This is a genomic window from Imhoffiella purpurea (assembly GCF_000585215.1).
Classification (GTDB): Bacteria; Pseudomonadota; Gammaproteobacteria; order Chromatiales; family Chromatiaceae; genus Imhoffiella; species Imhoffiella purpurea.
The window spans coordinates 24141-41774 of sequence record NZ_AONC01000045.1 but is presented as its reverse complement, the minus strand read 5'-3'; the positions used below and the strand labels follow the sequence as shown (position 1 = coordinate 41774).

The 17634-nt window shown below is 64.8% G+C and carries 19 protein-coding genes and 1 pseudogene; 15 read left to right on the top strand and 5 right to left on the bottom strand.

The genetic code is table 11. The annotated features are described in order from the left end of the window. Positions 1-129: 129 nt before the first annotated feature. The 9 genes from D779_RS14690 to D779_RS21220 all read left to right on the top strand — a co-directional run bounded on the left by D779_RS14690 (position 130) and on the right by D779_RS21220 (position 8385). Complete coding sequence (locus D779_RS14690) at positions 130-384, top strand: FeoA family protein (RefSeq protein ID WP_043755462.1); 255 nt, start codon at positions 130-132, stop codon at positions 382-384. Then, positions 377-2914 (top strand): ferrous iron transport protein B, encoded by a 2538-nt coding sequence (gene feoB / locus D779_RS14685; RefSeq protein ID WP_043755459.1) that lies wholly within the window; start codon positions 377-379, stop codon positions 2912-2914. Before D779_RS14690 ends, feoB begins: the two co-directional genes overlap by 8 nt. Beyond that, complete coding sequence (locus D779_RS14680) at positions 2911-3162, top strand: FeoB-associated Cys-rich membrane protein (protein ID WP_043755457.1); 252 nt, start codon at positions 2911-2913, stop codon at positions 3160-3162. Before feoB ends, D779_RS14680 begins: the two co-directional genes overlap by 4 nt. 208 nt (positions 3163-3370) lie before the next feature. Next, complete coding sequence (locus D779_RS14675; RefSeq protein ID WP_043755455.1) at positions 3371-4252, top strand: ABC transporter ATP-binding protein; 882 nt, start codon at positions 3371-3373, stop codon at positions 4250-4252. Between the two features lie 2 nt (positions 4253-4254). Further along, on the top strand, positions 4255-4920 hold the full coding sequence (locus tag D779_RS14670; protein ID WP_043755453.1) for a hypothetical protein: 666 nt from the start codon (positions 4255-4257) through the stop codon (positions 4918-4920). A gap of 6 nt (positions 4921-4926) precedes the next feature. Next, positions 4927-6183 (top strand): DUF4857 domain-containing protein, encoded by a 1257-nt coding sequence (locus D779_RS14665; RefSeq protein ID WP_043755451.1) that lies wholly within the window; start codon positions 4927-4929, stop codon positions 6181-6183. A gap of 4 nt (positions 6184-6187) precedes the next feature. Beyond that, positions 6188-6808, top strand: coding sequence for a hypothetical protein (locus D779_RS14660; protein ID WP_052348156.1), 621 nt, complete (start codon positions 6188-6190; stop codon positions 6806-6808). Between the two features lie 274 nt (positions 6809-7082). Continuing rightward, positions 7083-7337 carry a hypothetical protein gene (locus D779_RS22675; protein WP_043755449.1) on the top strand — a complete coding sequence of 85 codons (255 nt, stop codon included), beginning with the start codon at positions 7083-7085 and terminating at the stop codon, positions 7335-7337. Further along, entirely contained in the window at positions 7330-8385 is a 1056-nt protein-coding gene (locus tag D779_RS21220; protein WP_232424203.1) for an HD-GYP domain-containing protein, read from the top strand. The genes D779_RS22675 and D779_RS21220 overlap by 8 nt, the downstream gene beginning before the upstream one ends. Positions 8386-8419: 34 nt before the next feature. On the opposite strand, the gene D779_RS14645 is transcribed toward D779_RS21220, so the two are convergent. The 5 genes and pseudogenes from D779_RS14645 to D779_RS14630 all read right to left on the bottom strand — a co-directional run bounded on the left by D779_RS14645 (position 8420) and on the right by D779_RS14630 (position 12670). Beyond that, positions 8420-9007 carry an SOUL family heme-binding protein gene (locus D779_RS14645; protein ID WP_043755447.1) on the bottom strand — a complete coding sequence of 196 codons (588 nt, stop codon included), beginning with the start codon at positions 9005-9007 and terminating at the stop codon, positions 8420-8422. Between the two features lie 155 nt (positions 9008-9162). After that, entirely contained in the window at positions 9163-10320 is a 1158-nt protein-coding gene (locus D779_RS14640; RefSeq protein WP_043755445.1) for a zinc-binding metallopeptidase family protein, read from the bottom strand. Positions 10321-10429: 109 nt separating this feature from the next. Then, positions 10430-11434 carry an ABC transporter permease subunit gene (locus tag D779_RS22925; RefSeq protein WP_332307766.1) on the bottom strand — a complete coding sequence of 335 codons (1005 nt, stop codon included), beginning with the start codon at positions 11432-11434 and terminating at the stop codon, positions 10430-10432. A 13-nt stretch (positions 11435-11447) separates the two neighbouring features. Further along, positions 11448-11924 (bottom strand): annotated as a pseudogene (locus D779_RS23220) (glycine betaine ABC transporter substrate-binding protein); the annotation flags it as partial. Further along, positions 11921-12670 carry an ATP-binding cassette domain-containing protein gene (locus D779_RS14630; RefSeq protein WP_043755444.1) on the bottom strand — a complete coding sequence of 250 codons (750 nt, stop codon included), beginning with the start codon at positions 12668-12670 and terminating at the stop codon, positions 11921-11923. The pseudogene D779_RS23220 and the gene D779_RS14630, both read right to left, overlap by 4 nt. Positions 12671-13053: 383 nt before the next feature. Here D779_RS14630 and D779_RS14625 point away from each other — a divergent pair, with 383 nt between their 5' ends. The 6 genes from D779_RS14625 to D779_RS14595 all read left to right on the top strand — a co-directional run bounded on the left by D779_RS14625 (position 13054) and on the right by D779_RS14595 (position 17626). Further along, positions 13054-14256: a diguanylate cyclase gene (locus tag D779_RS14625; protein ID WP_043755442.1), complete on the top strand. Its 1203-nt coding sequence runs from the start codon at positions 13054-13056 to the stop codon at positions 14254-14256. 335 nt (positions 14257-14591) lie between these two features. Further along, the gene (locus tag D779_RS14615) at positions 14592-14993 is read left to right on the top strand and encodes a DUF134 domain-containing protein (protein ID WP_081763536.1); all 402 of its coding nucleotides are present in this window, start codon (positions 14592-14594) and stop codon (positions 14991-14993) included. Continuing rightward, positions 14965-15327: a NifB/NifX family molybdenum-iron cluster-binding protein gene (locus tag D779_RS14610; RefSeq protein WP_043755438.1), complete on the top strand. Its 363-nt coding sequence runs from the start codon at positions 14965-14967 to the stop codon at positions 15325-15327. The genes D779_RS14615 and D779_RS14610 overlap by 29 nt, the downstream gene beginning before the upstream one ends. Positions 15328-15398: 71 nt before the next feature. Beyond that, positions 15399-15887 carry a NifB/NifX family molybdenum-iron cluster-binding protein gene (locus tag D779_RS14605; RefSeq protein ID WP_043755437.1) on the top strand — a complete coding sequence of 163 codons (489 nt, stop codon included), beginning with the start codon at positions 15399-15401 and terminating at the stop codon, positions 15885-15887. 3 nt (positions 15888-15890) lie between these two features. Continuing rightward, entirely contained in the window at positions 15891-16751 is an 861-nt protein-coding gene (locus D779_RS14600; RefSeq protein WP_052348155.1) for a nucleotide-binding protein, read from the top strand. Then, entirely contained in the window at positions 16748-17626 is an 879-nt protein-coding gene (locus D779_RS14595; protein ID WP_043755435.1) for an ATP-binding protein, read from the top strand. The genes D779_RS14600 and D779_RS14595 overlap by 4 nt, the downstream gene beginning before the upstream one ends. The last annotated feature ends 8 nt before the right edge of the window (positions 17627-17634 follow it).

Sequence of the window (17634 nt, the reverse complement as noted above, 5' to 3'; positions counted from 1 at the left end):
TTGCCACTCAGGGCAAAACCATACCGCAAGGCGATTAATACCGCAAATAACAATCCTTATCATTTGCGTCAAGTAAACGTAAGTGCGTAGAATTCGCATTCATTCGCAATCCGAGCCCCGACCTTCCCCATGCCCAAGTCCCCAGAACGCCCAGCGCGCACGCTCAACGACATCCGACCAGGGCGCCGCGCCCGAATCCGTCGCCACCTCGCCCGAGGGGCGGTCCGGCAGCGGCTCATGGACCTGGGACTCATGCCGAACGTCGAGGTGATCCTGGTCCGCAGCGCGCCGCTCGGCGACCCCATCGAGCTCAAGCTGGAGGCCACCAGTCTGACCCTGCGCCGCCGTGAGGCATCGACCATCGAGATCTTCGACGATGAATGAGCGCAACGACCTACTCGTGGCCCTGGCGGGTCAGCAGAACGCAGGCAAATCCACCCTCTTCAACATGCTCACCGGGGCGCGCCAGCACGTCGCCAACTATCCGGGCGTCACGGTCGACAAGAAATACGGCCAGTACAGCGACGCCGAGGGCGTGGTGCGCACGGTGGACCTGCCGGGCACCTACAGCCTGACCTCCTTCTCGCTCGAGGAACGGGTGGCGCGCGACTTCCTGATCCAGGAGCGCCCGGACGTCACGATCAACGTGGTGGACGGCTCGAATCTGCACCGCTCGCTGCACCTGACCCTGCAGATCCTGGAGATGGAGCTGCCGGTGGTGCTGGCGCTGAACATGATGGACGTGGCCGAGGGCCGCGGACTCGAGATCGACCAGGCGGCCTTGTCCACGCGACTGGGTCTGCCCGTGGTGCGCACCGTGGGGCGCAAGGGCGAGGGACGCGCCCCGCTGCGCACCGCGATCCGCGCCCTGGCCGCAGCTGACAAGCCGCAAACGACCGAGTTCCCAGTCACCTACGGCCCGCTCGAGCCGGATCTGGTCGCACTGACCCAGGCGATTCAGACCACGCCCGAGCTGACCGGGATGCCGGCCCGCTGGCTCGCGCTCAAGCTGCTGGAATGCGACGCACAGGCGGCGACATGGGTCCGCGAGCGGCTCGAGCCGGCCCAAGCTGAGCCATTGCTGGAACAGGCCGCCGCTCTGAGCGCGACCTTCGAGCGGAACAATGGACTGGACGTCTCCGATCATCTGGTGAGCTGCCGCGAGCGCGCCGTCGCCAACCTGCTCGACGGCGTTACGACCGACCCCGAGAGCGGCCGCCCGACACTGACCGATCGCATCGACCGAGTCCTCCTCAATCGTCTGGCGGCCCCCGCCTTCCTGGTCCTCACGGTCTTCCTCATCTACCAGATCGCCATCGTCTGGGGCTACGAGCTGACCAACTACACTTGGCCGATACTCGCCAAGACCCGCGAGCTGATCGCCGGGGTGCTGCCCGAGGCCGGATTCCTGGTCGATCCCTACACCCGGTCCATGGGCCTGTGGCTGGTCGACTCGGCCAACACATTGCTCAATTACGTGCCCATCTTCCTGATTCTCTTCGCCCTGATCGCCATGCTCGAGGACTCGGGCTACATGGCGCGCATCGCCTTCATCCTCGACAAGGTGCTGCACAGATTCGGGCTGCACGGACAGAGCACCCTCCCCCTGATCCTCGGCGGCGTCTTCGCCGGCGGCTGCGCCGTGCCCGGGGTCATGGCCACCAAGGGCATCCCGGACAACCGCGCGCGCATGGCCACCATCCTGACCGTGCCCTTCATGAACTGTCTGGCCAAGGTCCCGCTCTACACGCTGCTGCTCGGCATCTTCTTCGTCGAGGACAAGTCGCTGATGATGTTCTACATCTCGACCATGACCATCGTCTTCGCCCTGCTGGTCTCCAAGCTGCTGACCAAGACGGTGCTGCGCGGAGAGGAGACCTCGCCCTTCGTGATGGAGCTGCCGACCTATCATCTGCCGACGGTCTCGGGCGTGCTGCGTCGGGCCTTCGAGCGCACCTGGATCTACATCAAGAAGGTTGGCACCATCGTGGTCGCGGTGGCCGTCGTGGTCTTCACCCTGCTGCAATTTCCGGGGATCCCCGAGGATCGCATGGCCGAATTCGAGCAGCGCGGCGAGGCGGCCGTGGTCGCCTTCGAGCGGGCGATGGCGGGCAACGCCTATCAGCGGCTCGCGACCGCGGAGCACATCGGCCCCCTGGTCAACTACTACAACGACTACAAGCGCGCCAAGCTCAACGCCTCGGGTGCGGAGGGATCGCGGGCCGTCGCCGCCCGCTTCGAGCGGCGCAATCCCGAGTACTACCCCCTGGTCTCGCGCCCCAGGGGCGACAAGGACGCGCGCCGGGCCAATCGCCATCTCCGCGATCTCAGTTCGGAGCGCAAGTCGATCCGCCGCGAGATGAAGGAGGCGCGCATCACCAGCTCGCTGCTCGGCATGATCGGACGCAGCATGGAGCCCGTGACCCAGTTCGCCGGGTTCGACTGGAAGATCAACGTCGCCCTGCTGTCCTCCTTCGCCGCGCGCGAGAGCAGCGTCGCCACCCTGGGCGTGCTCTTCCAGCAGGACGAGGACCAGAACGCCTCGCTCGAGGAGCGCATGGGCGCCGAGACCAAGGCGGGCGGAGCCACGGCGCTCCTGGGGACCGCCATCATCCTCTTCTTCGCGCTCTATCCGCCCTGTCTGGCGACCACGGTCATGATCAAGGTCCAGACCGGCTCCTATAAGTGGATGATCTTCTCCATCGTCTTCCCGACCCTGCTCGGACTGGGCGTGGCGAGCGCCGTCTACAGCATCGGACTGGCCACGGGCGCCTCCGGCGTCGCCATGATGAGCTGGACCTATTTCAGCGCCCTGACGCTGCTTCTGATCCTCGGCTTTCTGGGCGGTCGCAGCGGACGAAACCTGCGATCCACGAGCGTCGATTCGACCGAAACGGGAGAGGTGCGCGCATGAGCCACGATGAACAATCCACTCAGACCGTCGAGCAGATCCAGTCTGGGACGGGGACGGCGGAGTCCGTGGTCAACACGAGCACCCCGCTCGGCTGGGCCGACATCGCCGTCGCCGCCGTCATCGTCGCTGCCGCCCTCTACTACCTCTATCGCAACCTTTGGCGCAAACGCGGACGGTGCGAGGGATGTGCGAGCAAGGGCAAGGAAGGCTGCGCCGTCAACAAGGTCGAACCGCCCAAAATGCCGTAGGGTGCAATAGGCCGCGCAACCGGACGAAACACCGTTCGGGCGCTTGGCGCCGAGGTTTCATGCACCGCGTGCCTAACGGGAGCATGGCGCGGCATGGGAGACGGGCCGATCACCGAGGTCGAGTGCCGATATCCATTCGGCTCAATAGGCCTATCCATTCGGCGCAATACGCTTCGCTATTGCGCCCTACGTCGATGACCGAGTAAAGATGTCCGCCATCCACGTCGATCGGATCACGCACCGTTACGGTCGGCGCACCCTCTATCGGGACCTGAGCTTCCGGGTTCCCGAGGGGCGCGTGGTCGCCCTGCTCGGCAAGAACGGGGTCGGCAAGACCACGCTGATCCGTCTGCTCATGGGCTTCCTGCGGCCCAGCGGCGGGAGCTGCCGGGTGCTGGGGGAGGATTCGCACGACCTCTCGCCGGCGACCCGCGCCCGGATCGGTCTGCTGCTCGAGGGGCATCTGACCTACGACTTCATGAGCATCGAGCAGATCGAGCGCTTCCATCGGCCCTTCTATCCGGGCTGGCGGCGGGAGCTCTACTACGATCTCGTCGATCGTCTCGGACTGCCCTACAGCCACAGGATCGGCAACATGTCCTGCGGTCAGCGCTCCCAGGTCGTGCTCGGACTCATCTTCGCCCAGAACCCGGAGCTGATGATCCTGGACGATTATTCGATGGGGCTCGACGCGGGCTACCGCCGGCTGTTCCTCGACTATCTGCAGGACTATCTGAATCAGGGCGGAAAGACGGTCTTCGTCACCTCCCACGTGGTCCAGGACATGGAATCCCTGGTGGACGAGGTGATCTTCCTGCAGCGCGGCGGCGAGCTGCTCCAGATGGATCTCGCGGACTTCCGGCGCGACTATCGCTGCTATGCGTTCGAGCGGGAAGGCACGGAGCCGCCGCGTCCGGACGCGCTCATCCGCTCGGTGGACACCCATGGCGGCCAGCCGAGGCTCTATGCCTTCGCCGAACGCGACGGAGTCGAGAAGCATCTGACCGAACACTGGCCCGGCGTGACGCTCGGCGAAGAGCTGGCGATGACCCTGGAAGACGCCTTCATCGGACTCACGGGGAAATACTGAGCATGCTGGGTGCCATCATCCTGAAGGAATGGCTCAAGATCCGCTGGGTCTGGGGTGCCGCGCTGCTGGTCCATCTCGGCATGCTGGTCTATCTGCTGCTCGCGATGCGGCACCAGTTCCAGGTCGAGCACTCCGAGATGATCTGGTACTGGGCCTTCGAGCTGCGCCGTCTGCTCTACACCCAGATCCAGTATCTCCCCGCCCTGACCGGGGCGGTCATCGCGGCCGCCCAGTTCGGTCCCGAAATGCTCGGCGGACGCTTCCGGCTCTCGCTGCATCTGCCCGTGCGCGGCGACCTGCTGGTCTGGTGCTGGGTCGGCTTCGGCGCGCTCATGGGCGGTCTGCTCGCACTGCTCGACGGGGCCGGACTCTATTGGATCATCTCGATCTGGTTCCCGCGCGAGGCGGCCGAGAGCGCCCTGCTGACCGCCCTGCCCTGGCTGCTCGGCGGCTGGGTCGCCTATTTCGGCGCCACGCTCGCCCTGCTGGAGCCAAGCAGGGCACGGCGTCCGGTCTATGCCGGTCTGACGCTGGCCTTCCTCGCCCTGCTCGACCAGGGGCACGGCTATCAGGAATACGACCGGATCATGCCCCAGCTGACCGGTCTGGCCCTGCTGCTCCTGCCCGCCGTCATTCTGCCCGCGCACCGCTATCGTCACCGGGGCTGATCCATCATGACCGCCCGACTCGCCCGCTGGTCACTGCTCCTGCTGACGATCCTGCTGCTGGCCATCTGGATCCCCCAGGCCAAGGAACTGCTGTTCGACGACCGCTTCGGCAAGACCCAACTCTTCTACAGCCCGGTGATCGAACGCTTCGTCTACAAGGAGCTGATCGGCGAGGGTCACCAGTTCGTCTATCGCGACCAGGACGGCACGGACTACGACCGCGAGTCATTCGAGACACTCATCCCCTTCATCTATTACAAGAACATGGAGCTCTGGGGCCGACTGCCGCTCGTGCTGGGCGAGCATCGCTTCGACAAGGCCGCCATCGTCGCCGAGCGCCAGGTGATGGAGTTCAAGCCCCAGGACCTGTCCGATCAGACCCCGCGCATCCAGCTCTTTCCGCTGCTCGAATCCAATCCGGAGCGCGCACGTCTGCGCTTTCCCGAGGACATCATGCGTCCGGGCGAGCGGCTCGACTTCATCGACAGCGACGCCAACCGGCTCGACCCCGAGCTGACTCGGACCTTCACCCAGGCGCTGGAGCAGGCGGGCTTCCGCTTCCCGGTCCGGGCCGCATTCGGTCGGGTCTCCATCCTCAAGGCGTTCGATGCCGGCTATTTCTTGCTCGACAGCGGTGGTGCACTCTTCCATCTCAGACGTCTCGACGGCGCCCCCGAGGTCGCGGCCGTGCCCATCCCAGAGGGCATCGCGGTGCGCGACATCAAGGTGACCGAGAACAAACGGCACGAACTGATCGGCTTCCTGCTGGCCGAGGACGGACGGCTCTTCCTCATGACCGAGCGCGATCACGACCTGATCGCGCTGGATCTGCCCGGCTACGACCCCGACCGCATGGAGCTGAAGATTCTCTTCAATCCGCTTTACCGCACCGCCGTCTATTCGGACCGCGAGACCATCCACGCCGTCGTCATGGACCGCGATTACCACCCCATCGATCGTTACGCACGGCGCATGGCCATGGCCCGAGAGCGACCGGTCGATCGGGTCTGGGAGATGCTGGTTCCCTTCAATCTGAATCTGCACGACCCGGACAGCCGCTATCTGAGCCTGGACGTCCGCTTCCATGGCCTGGCCGCGGCGATCGGCGTGGCGGCCTCGCTGCTGCTGGCGCTGGAGATCCTGCGCCTGCGCGGCATCCGTCCCACGCGGGCCCGGATGGACCTGCTGCTCGTCCTCTTCACCGGCCTCTATGGACTGCTGGCGCTCATCCTGATCCCGCCCGAGCACGGCCTCGAGACCTGAGACCATGTTCTCGCTGAGACGCCCCGATTCTGCGCCGCGCCCGGAGGTTCTGGTCGTCATCGGCGCCCATCGCGACGAGCTCGCCTTCGGCGATCAGGTGGCGGCACGGCTGGACGGCACGCGCTTCGACCTGCTGCGCATCCCTCAGGGTCTCTCGGGCGAGCACCCGAGACCGGATCAGGTCGCCCTCTTCCGCCAACGTCACCAGGATCTCTATCTTCAGCTCCTGGATCATGTCGCGTCACACCATCGTCTGCTCGTCGACCTCCACTGCGGAATCAATCAGGCCGGATACTGTGGCGACGTCCTCTGTGCCGATCATCGGCTGCTCGACAGCGTGGCCGAGCATGCCTCGGATCTCGACGCTCAGGTGCGGTGCATCAGCCTGGTCTCGGACACCCGGACCGCGTCCAGGATCTCCCATCTGGTGGCGCGTCCCGAAATCCCAGAGGCCGTCTGGAACCGCCCCAATCCGATCTACGTGGGTCTGGAGGTCTATTTGAGTACCGAAGGCTCGGGCAGCCAACAGGAGCGGCGCTTCGCCGAATCCCTCATCGGATGCGTCGCCGACTGCTCCGAGTCGCTGCGCGATCGAAATGGACAGAAACGCCTCGACCTTAAATAGTAATAATTATCAATACAATTAAAGGATGGCATGATAGAATGCGCCCCGTTGTCGATATTTGGTGAACGGGTCTATCGCGTGCAGATCAAGATTGGCGCGCGGCTCATGCTAGCGAACATGGCGGTTCTGGGCATCAGCCTGGCGATTTTCGACCCTCTGCTGCGAGAGGCAGACCCGGGCATTCTGATGATTTTCTGTCTACTGACGGCGGTCACCGGCCTCGACCATATCCTGAGACACCCTGGTCAAGATCACGGTCAGCATCGGCTACTACGTGATCGAGCAGCAACCGCCCGCGTTACTAGCCCATCCCGATACGGCCGAGGACATCGTCAAACGCGCCGACGATGCGCTCTATTGGGTCAAGAGCAACGGACGCGACGGCATCATGGCCTGGCACGAACTGGCCAAGGACTATCGCGAGCGCCGGCTCGAACTCAGAGTCTCGAACCGGCCGCCCACCTATCCACACCAGAACACCGATACAGCAGTCGATGACGGCGATTCCCGAACGCGTACGCTTGCATGAGGTCATAGACGTCGTCCTGACGACGCTGGACGCACGCGACCCCTATACCTACGAGCACTCGTTCCGAGTCGCTCTGCTCTCCGAGATGATGGCCCGCGAACTGGGTCTGGCGTGCGAGATCCAGCAGCAGACCCATGTCGCCGCCCAGCTGCACGACATCGGCAAGATCGGCATCGCGGATCAGGTGCTCAACAAGGCGGGACGGCTCAACCGCGACGAGATGCTCGAGATCCAGCGCCATCCGAGCATCGGTTTCAACATCCTCAGCCGGCTTCCGACCTTCCACGAGGTCGCGACCATCGTACTCCACCATCACGAGCGGTTCGACGGAGAGGGGTATCCGGAGCGGCTCGCCGGCGAGGCCATTCCGCTGGGGTCCCGGATCATCGCCGTGGCCGACGCCTTCGACGCCATGACCTCGAACCGTCCCTACCGCAGGGCGCTGACGATCGACGAGTCCATCGCCGAGGTCCAGCGACACGCGGGCGAGCAGTTCGACCCGCAGATCGCGGCCAGCATCGCCAGGCTGCGCGACGCGCTTCACGAGCATCTGACCAACGGCCACACCCCGATCAACGGCGGTCACCATGCCTATGTGGGTCACGAGGATCTGATGCACTCGCGCATCGTGCAGAACACGGGGTTCTTCGTCGAGGACGAAGGTCCGACGCGGCGCGCCATCCCATCGACCCTCTTCGGGCGCGACTGGACCCGCAATCTCTACAGCCGCTACCACGCACTCCAGCACAAGGCCAGCCGCAAGGGGGTTCCCTTTCACTGGACCAGCTTCTCCGATTTTCTGACCGCCCTCGCCCGGGTGGCTCCGGATGGCTATCATCCGGAGACCCACCGCTTCAGCTTCGACCTCAAGCGCACCGATGCCCAGGGCCGGCGGCTGGGATACTGCCTGGACACCATGAGCGTCAGACCCACGCCGCTGCCTCACAGATCGCCCGGCACCGACCGAGGCAATGCGGATGCCAGACCCGTCGAGCCCGAGCGACTGGCTGGAAACCTACCCGGATCGGACTCGCCTTGGCGATCCTGACCCGAGCGATCGCTCGGCAACCACCACCTCTGGCTCAGGGCCGGACTTCGGGATCGATCTCCAACATCACCTCATTGCGCCTCATGAACCAGGGGGTGAAGGGCGGGTTGTAGCGGGCATAGACGGGTTCGCCGGTCGTTTCCAAACCGGCCTCCCGGATGGCCAAGCGAAGGACGCCGAGGTTCTCTTCGTAGTTTTTGCGGGTCCAGCGCCCGGAGTAGCGGCGCACGGCCATGAGCTTGGCCGGCTCCTCGCGCAGATTCACGCGCGAATCGTTCGGCGTCGGCAGGGTCTCCAAGCTGTACCCGGACGGCATCACGAAGCTGACGACATAGGTGCCCGACTTCCCCTCGCCCGCCTGTTGGCTGACCGGGGCCGTCATGCGGATCTTTTCGCCCTGATCCTCGGCGGGACGCTGGTTGACCGGCGCCGTCATCTCCATCTTGGTCTTGGAGCGGTTGTTGCCGAAGATGTAGTCGGCGAGGATGCGGAAGGCCCGATTGCCCGCCTCGTCGAAGTCGTCCCCAACCTCCGTCTCCGCCACCAGATAGGGCGCATATTGGCGCAGCTCGAACATGGGGTAGGTGCGTGTCACCTCGTAGCTCGGTTCTTCGATGGCCATCGGGGCTCCTCCGCTGAAGAACGCCAAAATCAGGAACAGGAGTCCTGCGATCGGAGTCGGGCGTATGTCTCTTGTCTTCATCGATTCGACGCCGTCATGCTGACGGTCTCTTCTGTTGCCATGGGACCTATCTCTATTGGTGCGGCCGGATGGAATCAAAGGGGATGTTCCGATGACCGGCGGCCAGACGCCTCCCGGATGATCCGATGCACGTACTCCATCTTCTCGATCGCCGGCTGGGGTAGCACGAAGGGATAGAGATCCTGCTGACCCATGCTCTGGTTGAGGCTGTTGATCGCCGAGGTGAGCGGCACCCAGTTGTCGATGATCCGCTGGAAGTCCGCGATGTCGTAAGGGTCGAATTCCGGGTCCGCACGCTGCACGCTCCCGTCCGGCAGGCGGCGTTCCACCTCGAGCCCGTAATGGGCCGCTGTCTCCATGGTGTCGGTGATGTGCATGTAGTGGGCCCAGGTCTCGGCCCAGTCCTCCCAGGGATGGCTGCTGGCGTAGGGGGTGATGAAGTGGTCCTGCCAGTCGGCGGGCGGTCCGTCGCGATAATGGTCGTCGAGGGCCTGCTGGTAATTCCGTCGCTCGTCGCCGAAGCGTGAGCGGAAGCCATCCAGACGTCCACCGTCCCGGATGAGCAGATCCCAGTAATAATGGCCGATCTCATGGCGAAAGTGGCCCACCAGGGTGCGGTAGGTTTCGTTCATATCCACCCGAATCCGCTCTCGATTGGCCGAGTCCGCCTCGTCGATGTCGATGGTGATGACGCCGTCGGCATGACCGGTCATGACAGCCTGGCCCGGCGGCGCATCCTGGCTGGAGGGAAAGTCGAAGAGGATGCCCTGCTCCGGGTCCTCGGTCCGGGCTCTCATCGGCAGTCCGAGCCGGATCAGGCCATAGGCGAGGCGCCGCTTTCCGCGCTCGATTCGGTACCACTTCTCCAGATTGCCCGGACGGTCGAGATTGGGGATCGTCCGGTTCGTGCGACACACGGAGCAAAGGCTGTCGGCAGCATCGGCCGGGACCAGCCAGTTGCAGACGTTGTGCTGGGCGTAATTGGCGCACTTGCGATACCGCCGGTCGCTCGTGAACTTGGCGTCTGGCGTCTCTGGACGGAGGCTGAACCGGCTCGGACGGCGCAGCTTGTCAGTGGGTGGAATCGGCGTCCAGGTCCCGTCGGGCTGCTCCTGCAAGGCGGCCAGACGCAGCTCGTCCGGAATGAACCCAAGGACCGCGCCGCAATGGATGCAGGTGTGGTTCGTGAAATAGATCGGCTGACCGCAGGATTGGCAGGCGAAGGTGCGCATCGGTTGGGTTTCGGATAGGAATCGAATATGGAGATAGACCCGATGGATCGGGATTGGTGCGTTGGTCCGCACACGCCAGAATCCCCCAGATCGACCGATCAACCAACACTCAACCGATGCCTTTCCGGCCGCGCCCCCGAATACCGCGCGGCAGTGCAGCGCGTTCGGCCCGCTCGAACAGCCATTGAACCGTCACCGCCAGGACGGCGGCCGGAATCGCGCCCTCCAAAATCAGGCCCATGTCGTCGAGCCGGATGCCGGTGAGGATCGGCTGCCCATAGCCTCCGGCGCCGATCAGGGCGCCGAGGGTGGCGGCGCCGACGTTGATGACGGCCGCCGTCTTGATGCCGGCCAGGATGGTCGGCAACGCCAAGGGTAGCTCAATCAACCGCAGACGCGCGCCGGCGGGCAGCCCCAGCGCCTCGGCGGACTCGATGGTGGCGGCCGGGATGCCGCGGATGCCGGCGTGGGTGTTGCGCACGATCGGCAGCAGGCTGTAGAGGAAGAGCGCCACCAAGGCCGGTCCCGCCCCGATCCCGAAGAAGGGGATCATGAGGACCAGCAGGGCCAGCGCCGGGATGGTCTGGGCGATGCCGACGCCGGCGAGGACGAGCTGTCCCAGTCGCGGCCGGTGCGCGGCGAGCAGCCCGAGCGGAACGGCGGCCAGCACGGCGGCGAGGAGCGAGACGCCGAACAGGGTGAGGTGCTCCAGCGTGCGCTGGACCAGGCGCGCCAGGAGACCTTTGGTCTCGGTCGCGTCGAGGATGCCCAGCCGCTCGCGCAGCAGCTCGCCGGCAACCTGCGACTCGGAGCGTCCCTCGATCTGGACGGCGGCGTTCATCGCGATCATGCGCCTCGCGTCGATCAGGCCCAGGACGCGTTCGAGCGCGGCCACGGCCTTTGGCGCCCGCCGCGCCAGATCGGCCCGGTAGAGCAGCACCGCATCGTATCGGGCGAACCAGTCGCGATCGTCGCGCAGCGGCCGCAGATGGTAATAGGCGATCTCGGCGTCCGTGGTGTAGAGATCGGTCAGATCGGCCTCGCCGCTGGCGAGCGCGCACGTCGCGCTGCGGCAGTCCGTAGAAGGATCGGAGCCCCGCCCAGCCGTCGGCACGGTCCATGAACTCGTTGCCGAAACGGAATCGGAGTTCGGGATGGTCGCGCAGATCCGAGATGCGCTCGATCCCCAGGGCCTCGGCCCGCGCCTCGGGCATGCCGAGCGCATAGTTGTTCTGGAATCCGATCGAGCCGGCGAGACGGATGCCCCGCTCGGCGAGCCGCTCGCTCAGCGTTCGCCCCTGCGCGGCCTTGTCCTCTGCCAAGACCTCATGGAGCAAGGTGCCCGTATAGTCGACATAGGCGTCGATCTCGCCGCTCTCCAGGGCATTGAAGACGATCCGAGTCCCGCCGAGCGCGCGGCGGTGGCGCACCGGGAGCCCGGTCTCGGCGACCAGGCCGCGCAGCACCTCGCCGAGAATGATCCCCTCGGTGAACTTCTTGCTGCCGATGCGGATCTCGCCGTCCGGCCGGCCGCAGCCCGCGAGCAGTCCCAGCACCAAGGGGAAGAGCAGCAGCCAACGCGAGCCGGACGGAAGCGTGCTCATGCCTCGGCGCCGAGTGCGGTCAGATGGCTGCGCTGGGCGCGCACGAACCGCTCGACGAAGGGATCGGCCGGCGTGCGGATCATCCCGTCGAGGCTGCCGCTCTGAACGATCCGGCCCGCGCGCATCAGAACGATGGTCTCGCCGAGGAAGGCCGCCTCGGCCAGATCATGGGTCACCAGAACGACCGTCTTGTCCAGGGTGGCGAAGATCTGCTTCAACTCCTCCTGCAGCTCGTAGCGAATCATGGGATCCAAGGCACCAAGGGGTTCGTCGAGCAAGAGCACCTCCGGGTCCAGCATCAGGGCCCGCATGAGTCCCACGCGCTGATTCTGTCCGCCGGACAGCTCGGTGAGATAGCGGTCCAGCCCCGCACGGGGGAAATGCGTCAGCTCCATCAGTTCGCTCAGACGCGACTCGATGCGATCGGAACTCCATTTGAGGAAACGGGCCATTAGGACGACGTTCTCGCGCGCCGTCAGATGCGGAAAGAGACCGCCCTGCTGGATGACGTAGCCCATCCGTTGCCGCTGGGCACGGATCCGCGTCCGCTCAAGCATCTGCCCATCGAAACGGACATGGCCCACATCCGGCTCGATCAGACCGATCAGGATCCGCAGCAGGGTCGATTTGCCGCAACCGGAGGGTCCGATCAGCGCCGTCGTGCTCCCGCGCGCGATCCTCAGCCGAATGCCGTCGAGGGCCAGCGAGGAGCCGTAGCGCTTGGTGATCCGGTCGATTTCGAACATGATTGAACCGCACAGGCACTAAGGGTGCGAAGAGACGGAGGGTTCCAAAAAGAGATCCTGGTTAGCCGACACCCATCGAGAGTGCTCGTGAAATCAGATCCAGAGTCCGTTGGCGAATCCATTCATCGATGCGGCCGGTCCAGGCTGATGCCTGTCTTGCCACGGCCTCGGCCAGCCCGAGATCAAGAGGGTCATGAGTGCCCGATCGTCTCCGTCCGGCACCCTATCCGATCTCGCCTGGCGGACACTTCCGAGGGATGCTTGAGGTGGATCTGAACACGGTCCTCACAGATCCTGCATTGAATTCTTGCTATCCCTGTCGGTATCTTCCTGGAATAGACTCCAGCCCATTCACGTATCGGCAGACCTTTTTCAGTTTCCGCATGACCGACAGGCATTTCAATCTCAGGCTGCTCCTGGCTGCACTGCTATGGTGTGCACTGGTTGGGCTGTCGTTTGCCTGGAACCTCTATCAGGCCCATGTGCAACGCCAGACACTGGCCATTGAAACGGCCCGCTCCTTCTTCGAGCAGATCCTCATCACCAGAAGCTGGAATGCTCGCCATGAGGGAGTCTATGCACGGGTGACTCCAGACACACAGCCCAATCCCTATCTGAAGGTGCCGAATCGCGACCTCAGGTGCTCGGAAGACCTGTGCCTCACCCTGATCAATCCGGCCTTCATGACCCGTCAAATCGCCGGGATCGCCCAGCATCGCAATGGGGTTCAGTTTCACATCACCAGTCTGAAACCGATCCGCCCGGAGAACGAACCCACGCCCTGGGAGGCCGAGGCACTGCGCCAGTTCGAGCAGGGCCTGGCGGAAAAGGGAGAAATCTTCGGCGAGCGGTATCGCTACATGGCTCCGCTCTACACCGAGAATGCCTGTCTGAAATGTCACAAAGAACAGGGATATGAGAAGGGAGACGTGCGCGGGGGCATCAGCGTTACATTGCCGCATATCGCCAGGATACCCTTCGTGGAGCTAACGGTCAGCCACCTGGCGATCGGACTCGGCGGGTTGCTGATCCTGCTCGTCATGGGCCATCTGCTGGAGGTCTATCACCGCCAACTGCGCGAACAAGCCAATATCGATGCACTGACCGGGGTGAGCAACCGACGCTATTTCACTGGGCACCTCGAGCAGGAATGGCGCCGCGGACGGCGGGGGCAGCAGCCTCTCACCCTGATTCTCTGCGACATCGATCACTTCAAGGCTTACAACGACACCTTTGGTCATCCGGCGGGCGATCAATGTCTGCGCCAGGTCGCCCAAGCCTTGCAGGGAAAACTGGGGCGAGGCGGTGATTTCTGTGCCCGCTACGGGGGTGAGGAGTTCGCATTGGTGCTGCCGAACACGAGCGGATCCGAGCTGCAGACCTTTGCCGAGGAGCTCCGACAGATCGTGATTTCCTTGAACATCCCTCACCCCAGCAACGCTGGCGGCGTCGTGACGATCAGCCTCGGGGTCGCGACTGATGAAGGATCATGCCCGGGAGCTGAGACACTGATCCAACATGCGGACCGGGCGCTGTATCTGGCCAAGCAAAAGGGCCGCAATCGCGTCGAGATTCACCCAGCGTAGCACGGACAACACCCGATGCAGGCACAGAGCGTCTCCGTCAAGCACAGCCTATCCATATAGACATCGACCTCGCCGCTCGACAGAGCGTCGAAGAGGATGCACTTCCCGCCGGGCGCGCGGCGGTACCGCGCCGGGATCCCCGTCTCGGCAACCAGCCCGCGAATCCCGATCGCCCTCCGCAAGTCGGATGTCCCGAAGGTGGAGACGCTTCGCCTCAATGAGGGTATCCCTCATTTCTCTGAGTGAATACCTCTGACAATTCTCAATGCAATAACGCACATATGTGCATTTTAATCCGCCCAGGAAGACCAGAGGGGAGATCCCCGGGAGACGGCATGTCAGGCCGCAGAAGACGTCAGCGCTGTATCGAGTACGTCCCGACCGAGCTTTGCTTCAAGCCATGCGGCCGTCAGGGCCGCGAACTCGAGACGGTAACCCTGCGTCCCGACGAAATCGAGGCGCTGCGGCTCGCAGACCTCGTGGGCCTGTACCAGGAGGAGTGTGCCCGGCGCATGGGGATCTCGCGCACCACCCTGTCGCGGACCCTGGCCGAGGCACGGCGCAAGCTGGCCGACGCCCTGATCCACGGCAAGAAGCTGGTGCTCGAGTCCGACACCCGATCGGCCGAAGCCCCGGAGGCGCGCCGGCAACCCATGCCCGCTACCCCAGCGGTCGACCAATCACCACCCGAACAATCAGGAGCAGAGCATGAAGAAAATCGTTTTGACGGCGAATGACGACCGCGGACTCTCCGGCGAGATGTCGATGCATTTCGGCCATTGCAGCCATTTCGTCCTGGCCCAGATCGACTCGGACAACAAGATCGCCTCGGCCGAGGTGCACCCGAACCCCTATGCGGAGCGTCACGAGCCGGGTCAGATTCCCGAGTTCATCAAATCGCTCGGTGCCGATGTGGTCGTCGCCGGCGGCATGGGGGCCAAGGCCATCCAATGGTTCAATAATCTCGGCATCGAGGTGGTCACGGGTGCGCGTTCCGGCGTCGCCGAAACCCTGGATGCCTATCTGGATGGCATGGTCGCCGGCGTCTCCGAGTGCAAGCACGAACACTGATCGGCTTGCGGACGGGTCTGCACCGGACCCGACCCATCCATTCGAATCGCAAAGACATAGAGGACAACGAAATGAAGATCATCGCCAGCTCGACCGGCCAGGATCTGGATGCCGCATTGGATCCCAGATTCGGTCGCTGCGCCTATTTCGCGCTCATCGACACGGACTCGGGGGCCTTCGAGGCCATCCCCAACCCTTACCTCGACGCCGCCGGCGGGGCCGGCACCCAGGCCGCGCAATGGGTCCTGGATCAGGGCGCCGAGGTCCTGCTGACCGGCAAGTGCGGACCCAAGGCGGCCGCCGTCCTGGACGGTAGCCCCATTCGCATCGTCGAAGGCGCCTCGGGCAGTCTGCGCGAGGCATCCGCATCCTTCATGGGCACGGGCCGAGAATCGGCATTGGCCATGAGCGTACCCAGCCGATCCGTCTCGGTGACCGCTCAGGTCCCGGAACCCGGCCGCGGCGCGGGCCGCTGCCGCCGAGCCGGCGGCAATCAGGGATGCGGCGGAGGACGGGGTGCTGGCCGAGGCAAGGGACTGGGCCGTCGCAGGCAGGACTGAGCCATGGCGCCACTGACGATCGCCGTGGCCAGCGGCAAGGGCGGCACCGGCAAGACCTCGATCGCCGCCAATCTGGTGCTCGCGCTGGACTCGGCAGATTATATCGACTGCGACGTGGAGACGCCGAACGGCCATCTGTTCCTGGATCCGGAGATCCGCGAGCGGTCCGCCGTCACCCAGCCTCTGCCCCGTATCGATCCGGAACTCTGCGTGCTCTGCGGCGCATGCGCCGAGGCCTGCGAATTCAACGCACTGGCCATGAGCCGGCGCAAGGTGCTGCTGTTTGCCGAGCTGTGTCACAGCTGCGGCGTCTGCACCAGCCTCTGCCGGGTGCCTGGCGCGATCACGGAGGTGGATCGCGAGATCGGCTCGGTGGAATCGGGCCTGATCCGGCGCGGCGCCCAGACCACCGGCTTCGTCCAAGGCTCGCTGAATCTCGGCGAAACGGCCACGGTCGCGGTCATCAAGGCGGCCAAGCAGCAGCGGGATCCGGAGCGGACGGTCGTCCTGGACGCCCCGGCCGGAACCGCCTGCCCCATGGTCGAAACGCTGCATGGGGCGGATTACTGCCTGCTGGTCACCGAGCCGACCCCATTCGGACTCAACGATCTGGAGCTCGCGGTCGGCGTGGCGCGACGGCTCGGCGTACCCTGCGGCCTGGTGCTCAACCGTTGCGACATCGGCGACCGGGCGGTCGCGGACTATTGCGAGGCCCAGGACATCCCGATCCTCATGGAGATCCCATTCGACCGCAGTCTGGCCGAGGCCTATGCCCAGGGCCGGCCCTGGATCGATCTGGATCCCACCTGGGGCGAGCGTTTCCAGACCCTGTTCCAGCGCATCCGGCAGGAATTGCAGCCATGAAAGAACTGACCATCATCAGCGGCAAGGGCGGCACCGGCAAGACGACGGTGAGCGCGGCCTTCGCCGCCCTGGCCGAGCGCAAGGTGCTGGCCGACTGCGACGTGGACGCCGCCAACCTGCACCTGCTGCTCGACCCCACCCCGCGTCGGGTCGAGCCCTTCAGCGCCATGCGCAGCCCGCGCATCGACCCCGAACTCTGCGCCGAATGCGGGATCTGTCAGAGCCAATGCCGTTTCGACGCCATCCAGCTCGACTTCGACGCGGGCTACGTCATCGACGAACTGGCCTGCGAGCATTGCGGGCTCTGCGCCCGCGTCTGTCCCGAATGGGCGATCCAGATGGAGGACCACTTCTGCGGCGACTGGATGGTCTCGGACACCCGGCGCGGCACCCTGGTGCACGCCCGTCTCGGCATCGGCGAGGACAACAGCGGCAAGCTGGTCACCCTGGTCCGGCGCGAGGCCAGACGGCTGGCCGAAGAGGAAGGCGCCGAGCTGATCCTGAACGACGGCCCGCCGGGCATCGGCTGTCCGGTCACCGCGGCCATCACCGGGGTCGATCTGGTCCTGGCCGTCACCGAGCCGACCCCATCGGGACTGCACGACCTGCAGCGGGTCGCCGGTCTCTGCGAGCATTTCCGGATCCCGCTGACGGTCTGCATCAACAAGCACGATCTGAGCCCGGAGAACACGGCCGGCATGCACGACTGGTGCGCGGAACGGGACATCGAGATCCTTGGCGCCATACCCTTCGATCCGGCGGTGCATCGCGCACTCGCCGCGCGGCAGAGCCTGATCGACGCGGGCGACAGCGCAGCCGCGGAGGCGGTGACCATGCTATGGGAGCGGGTCGAGGGGCGGTTGAAACCGAACTGAGACGACAC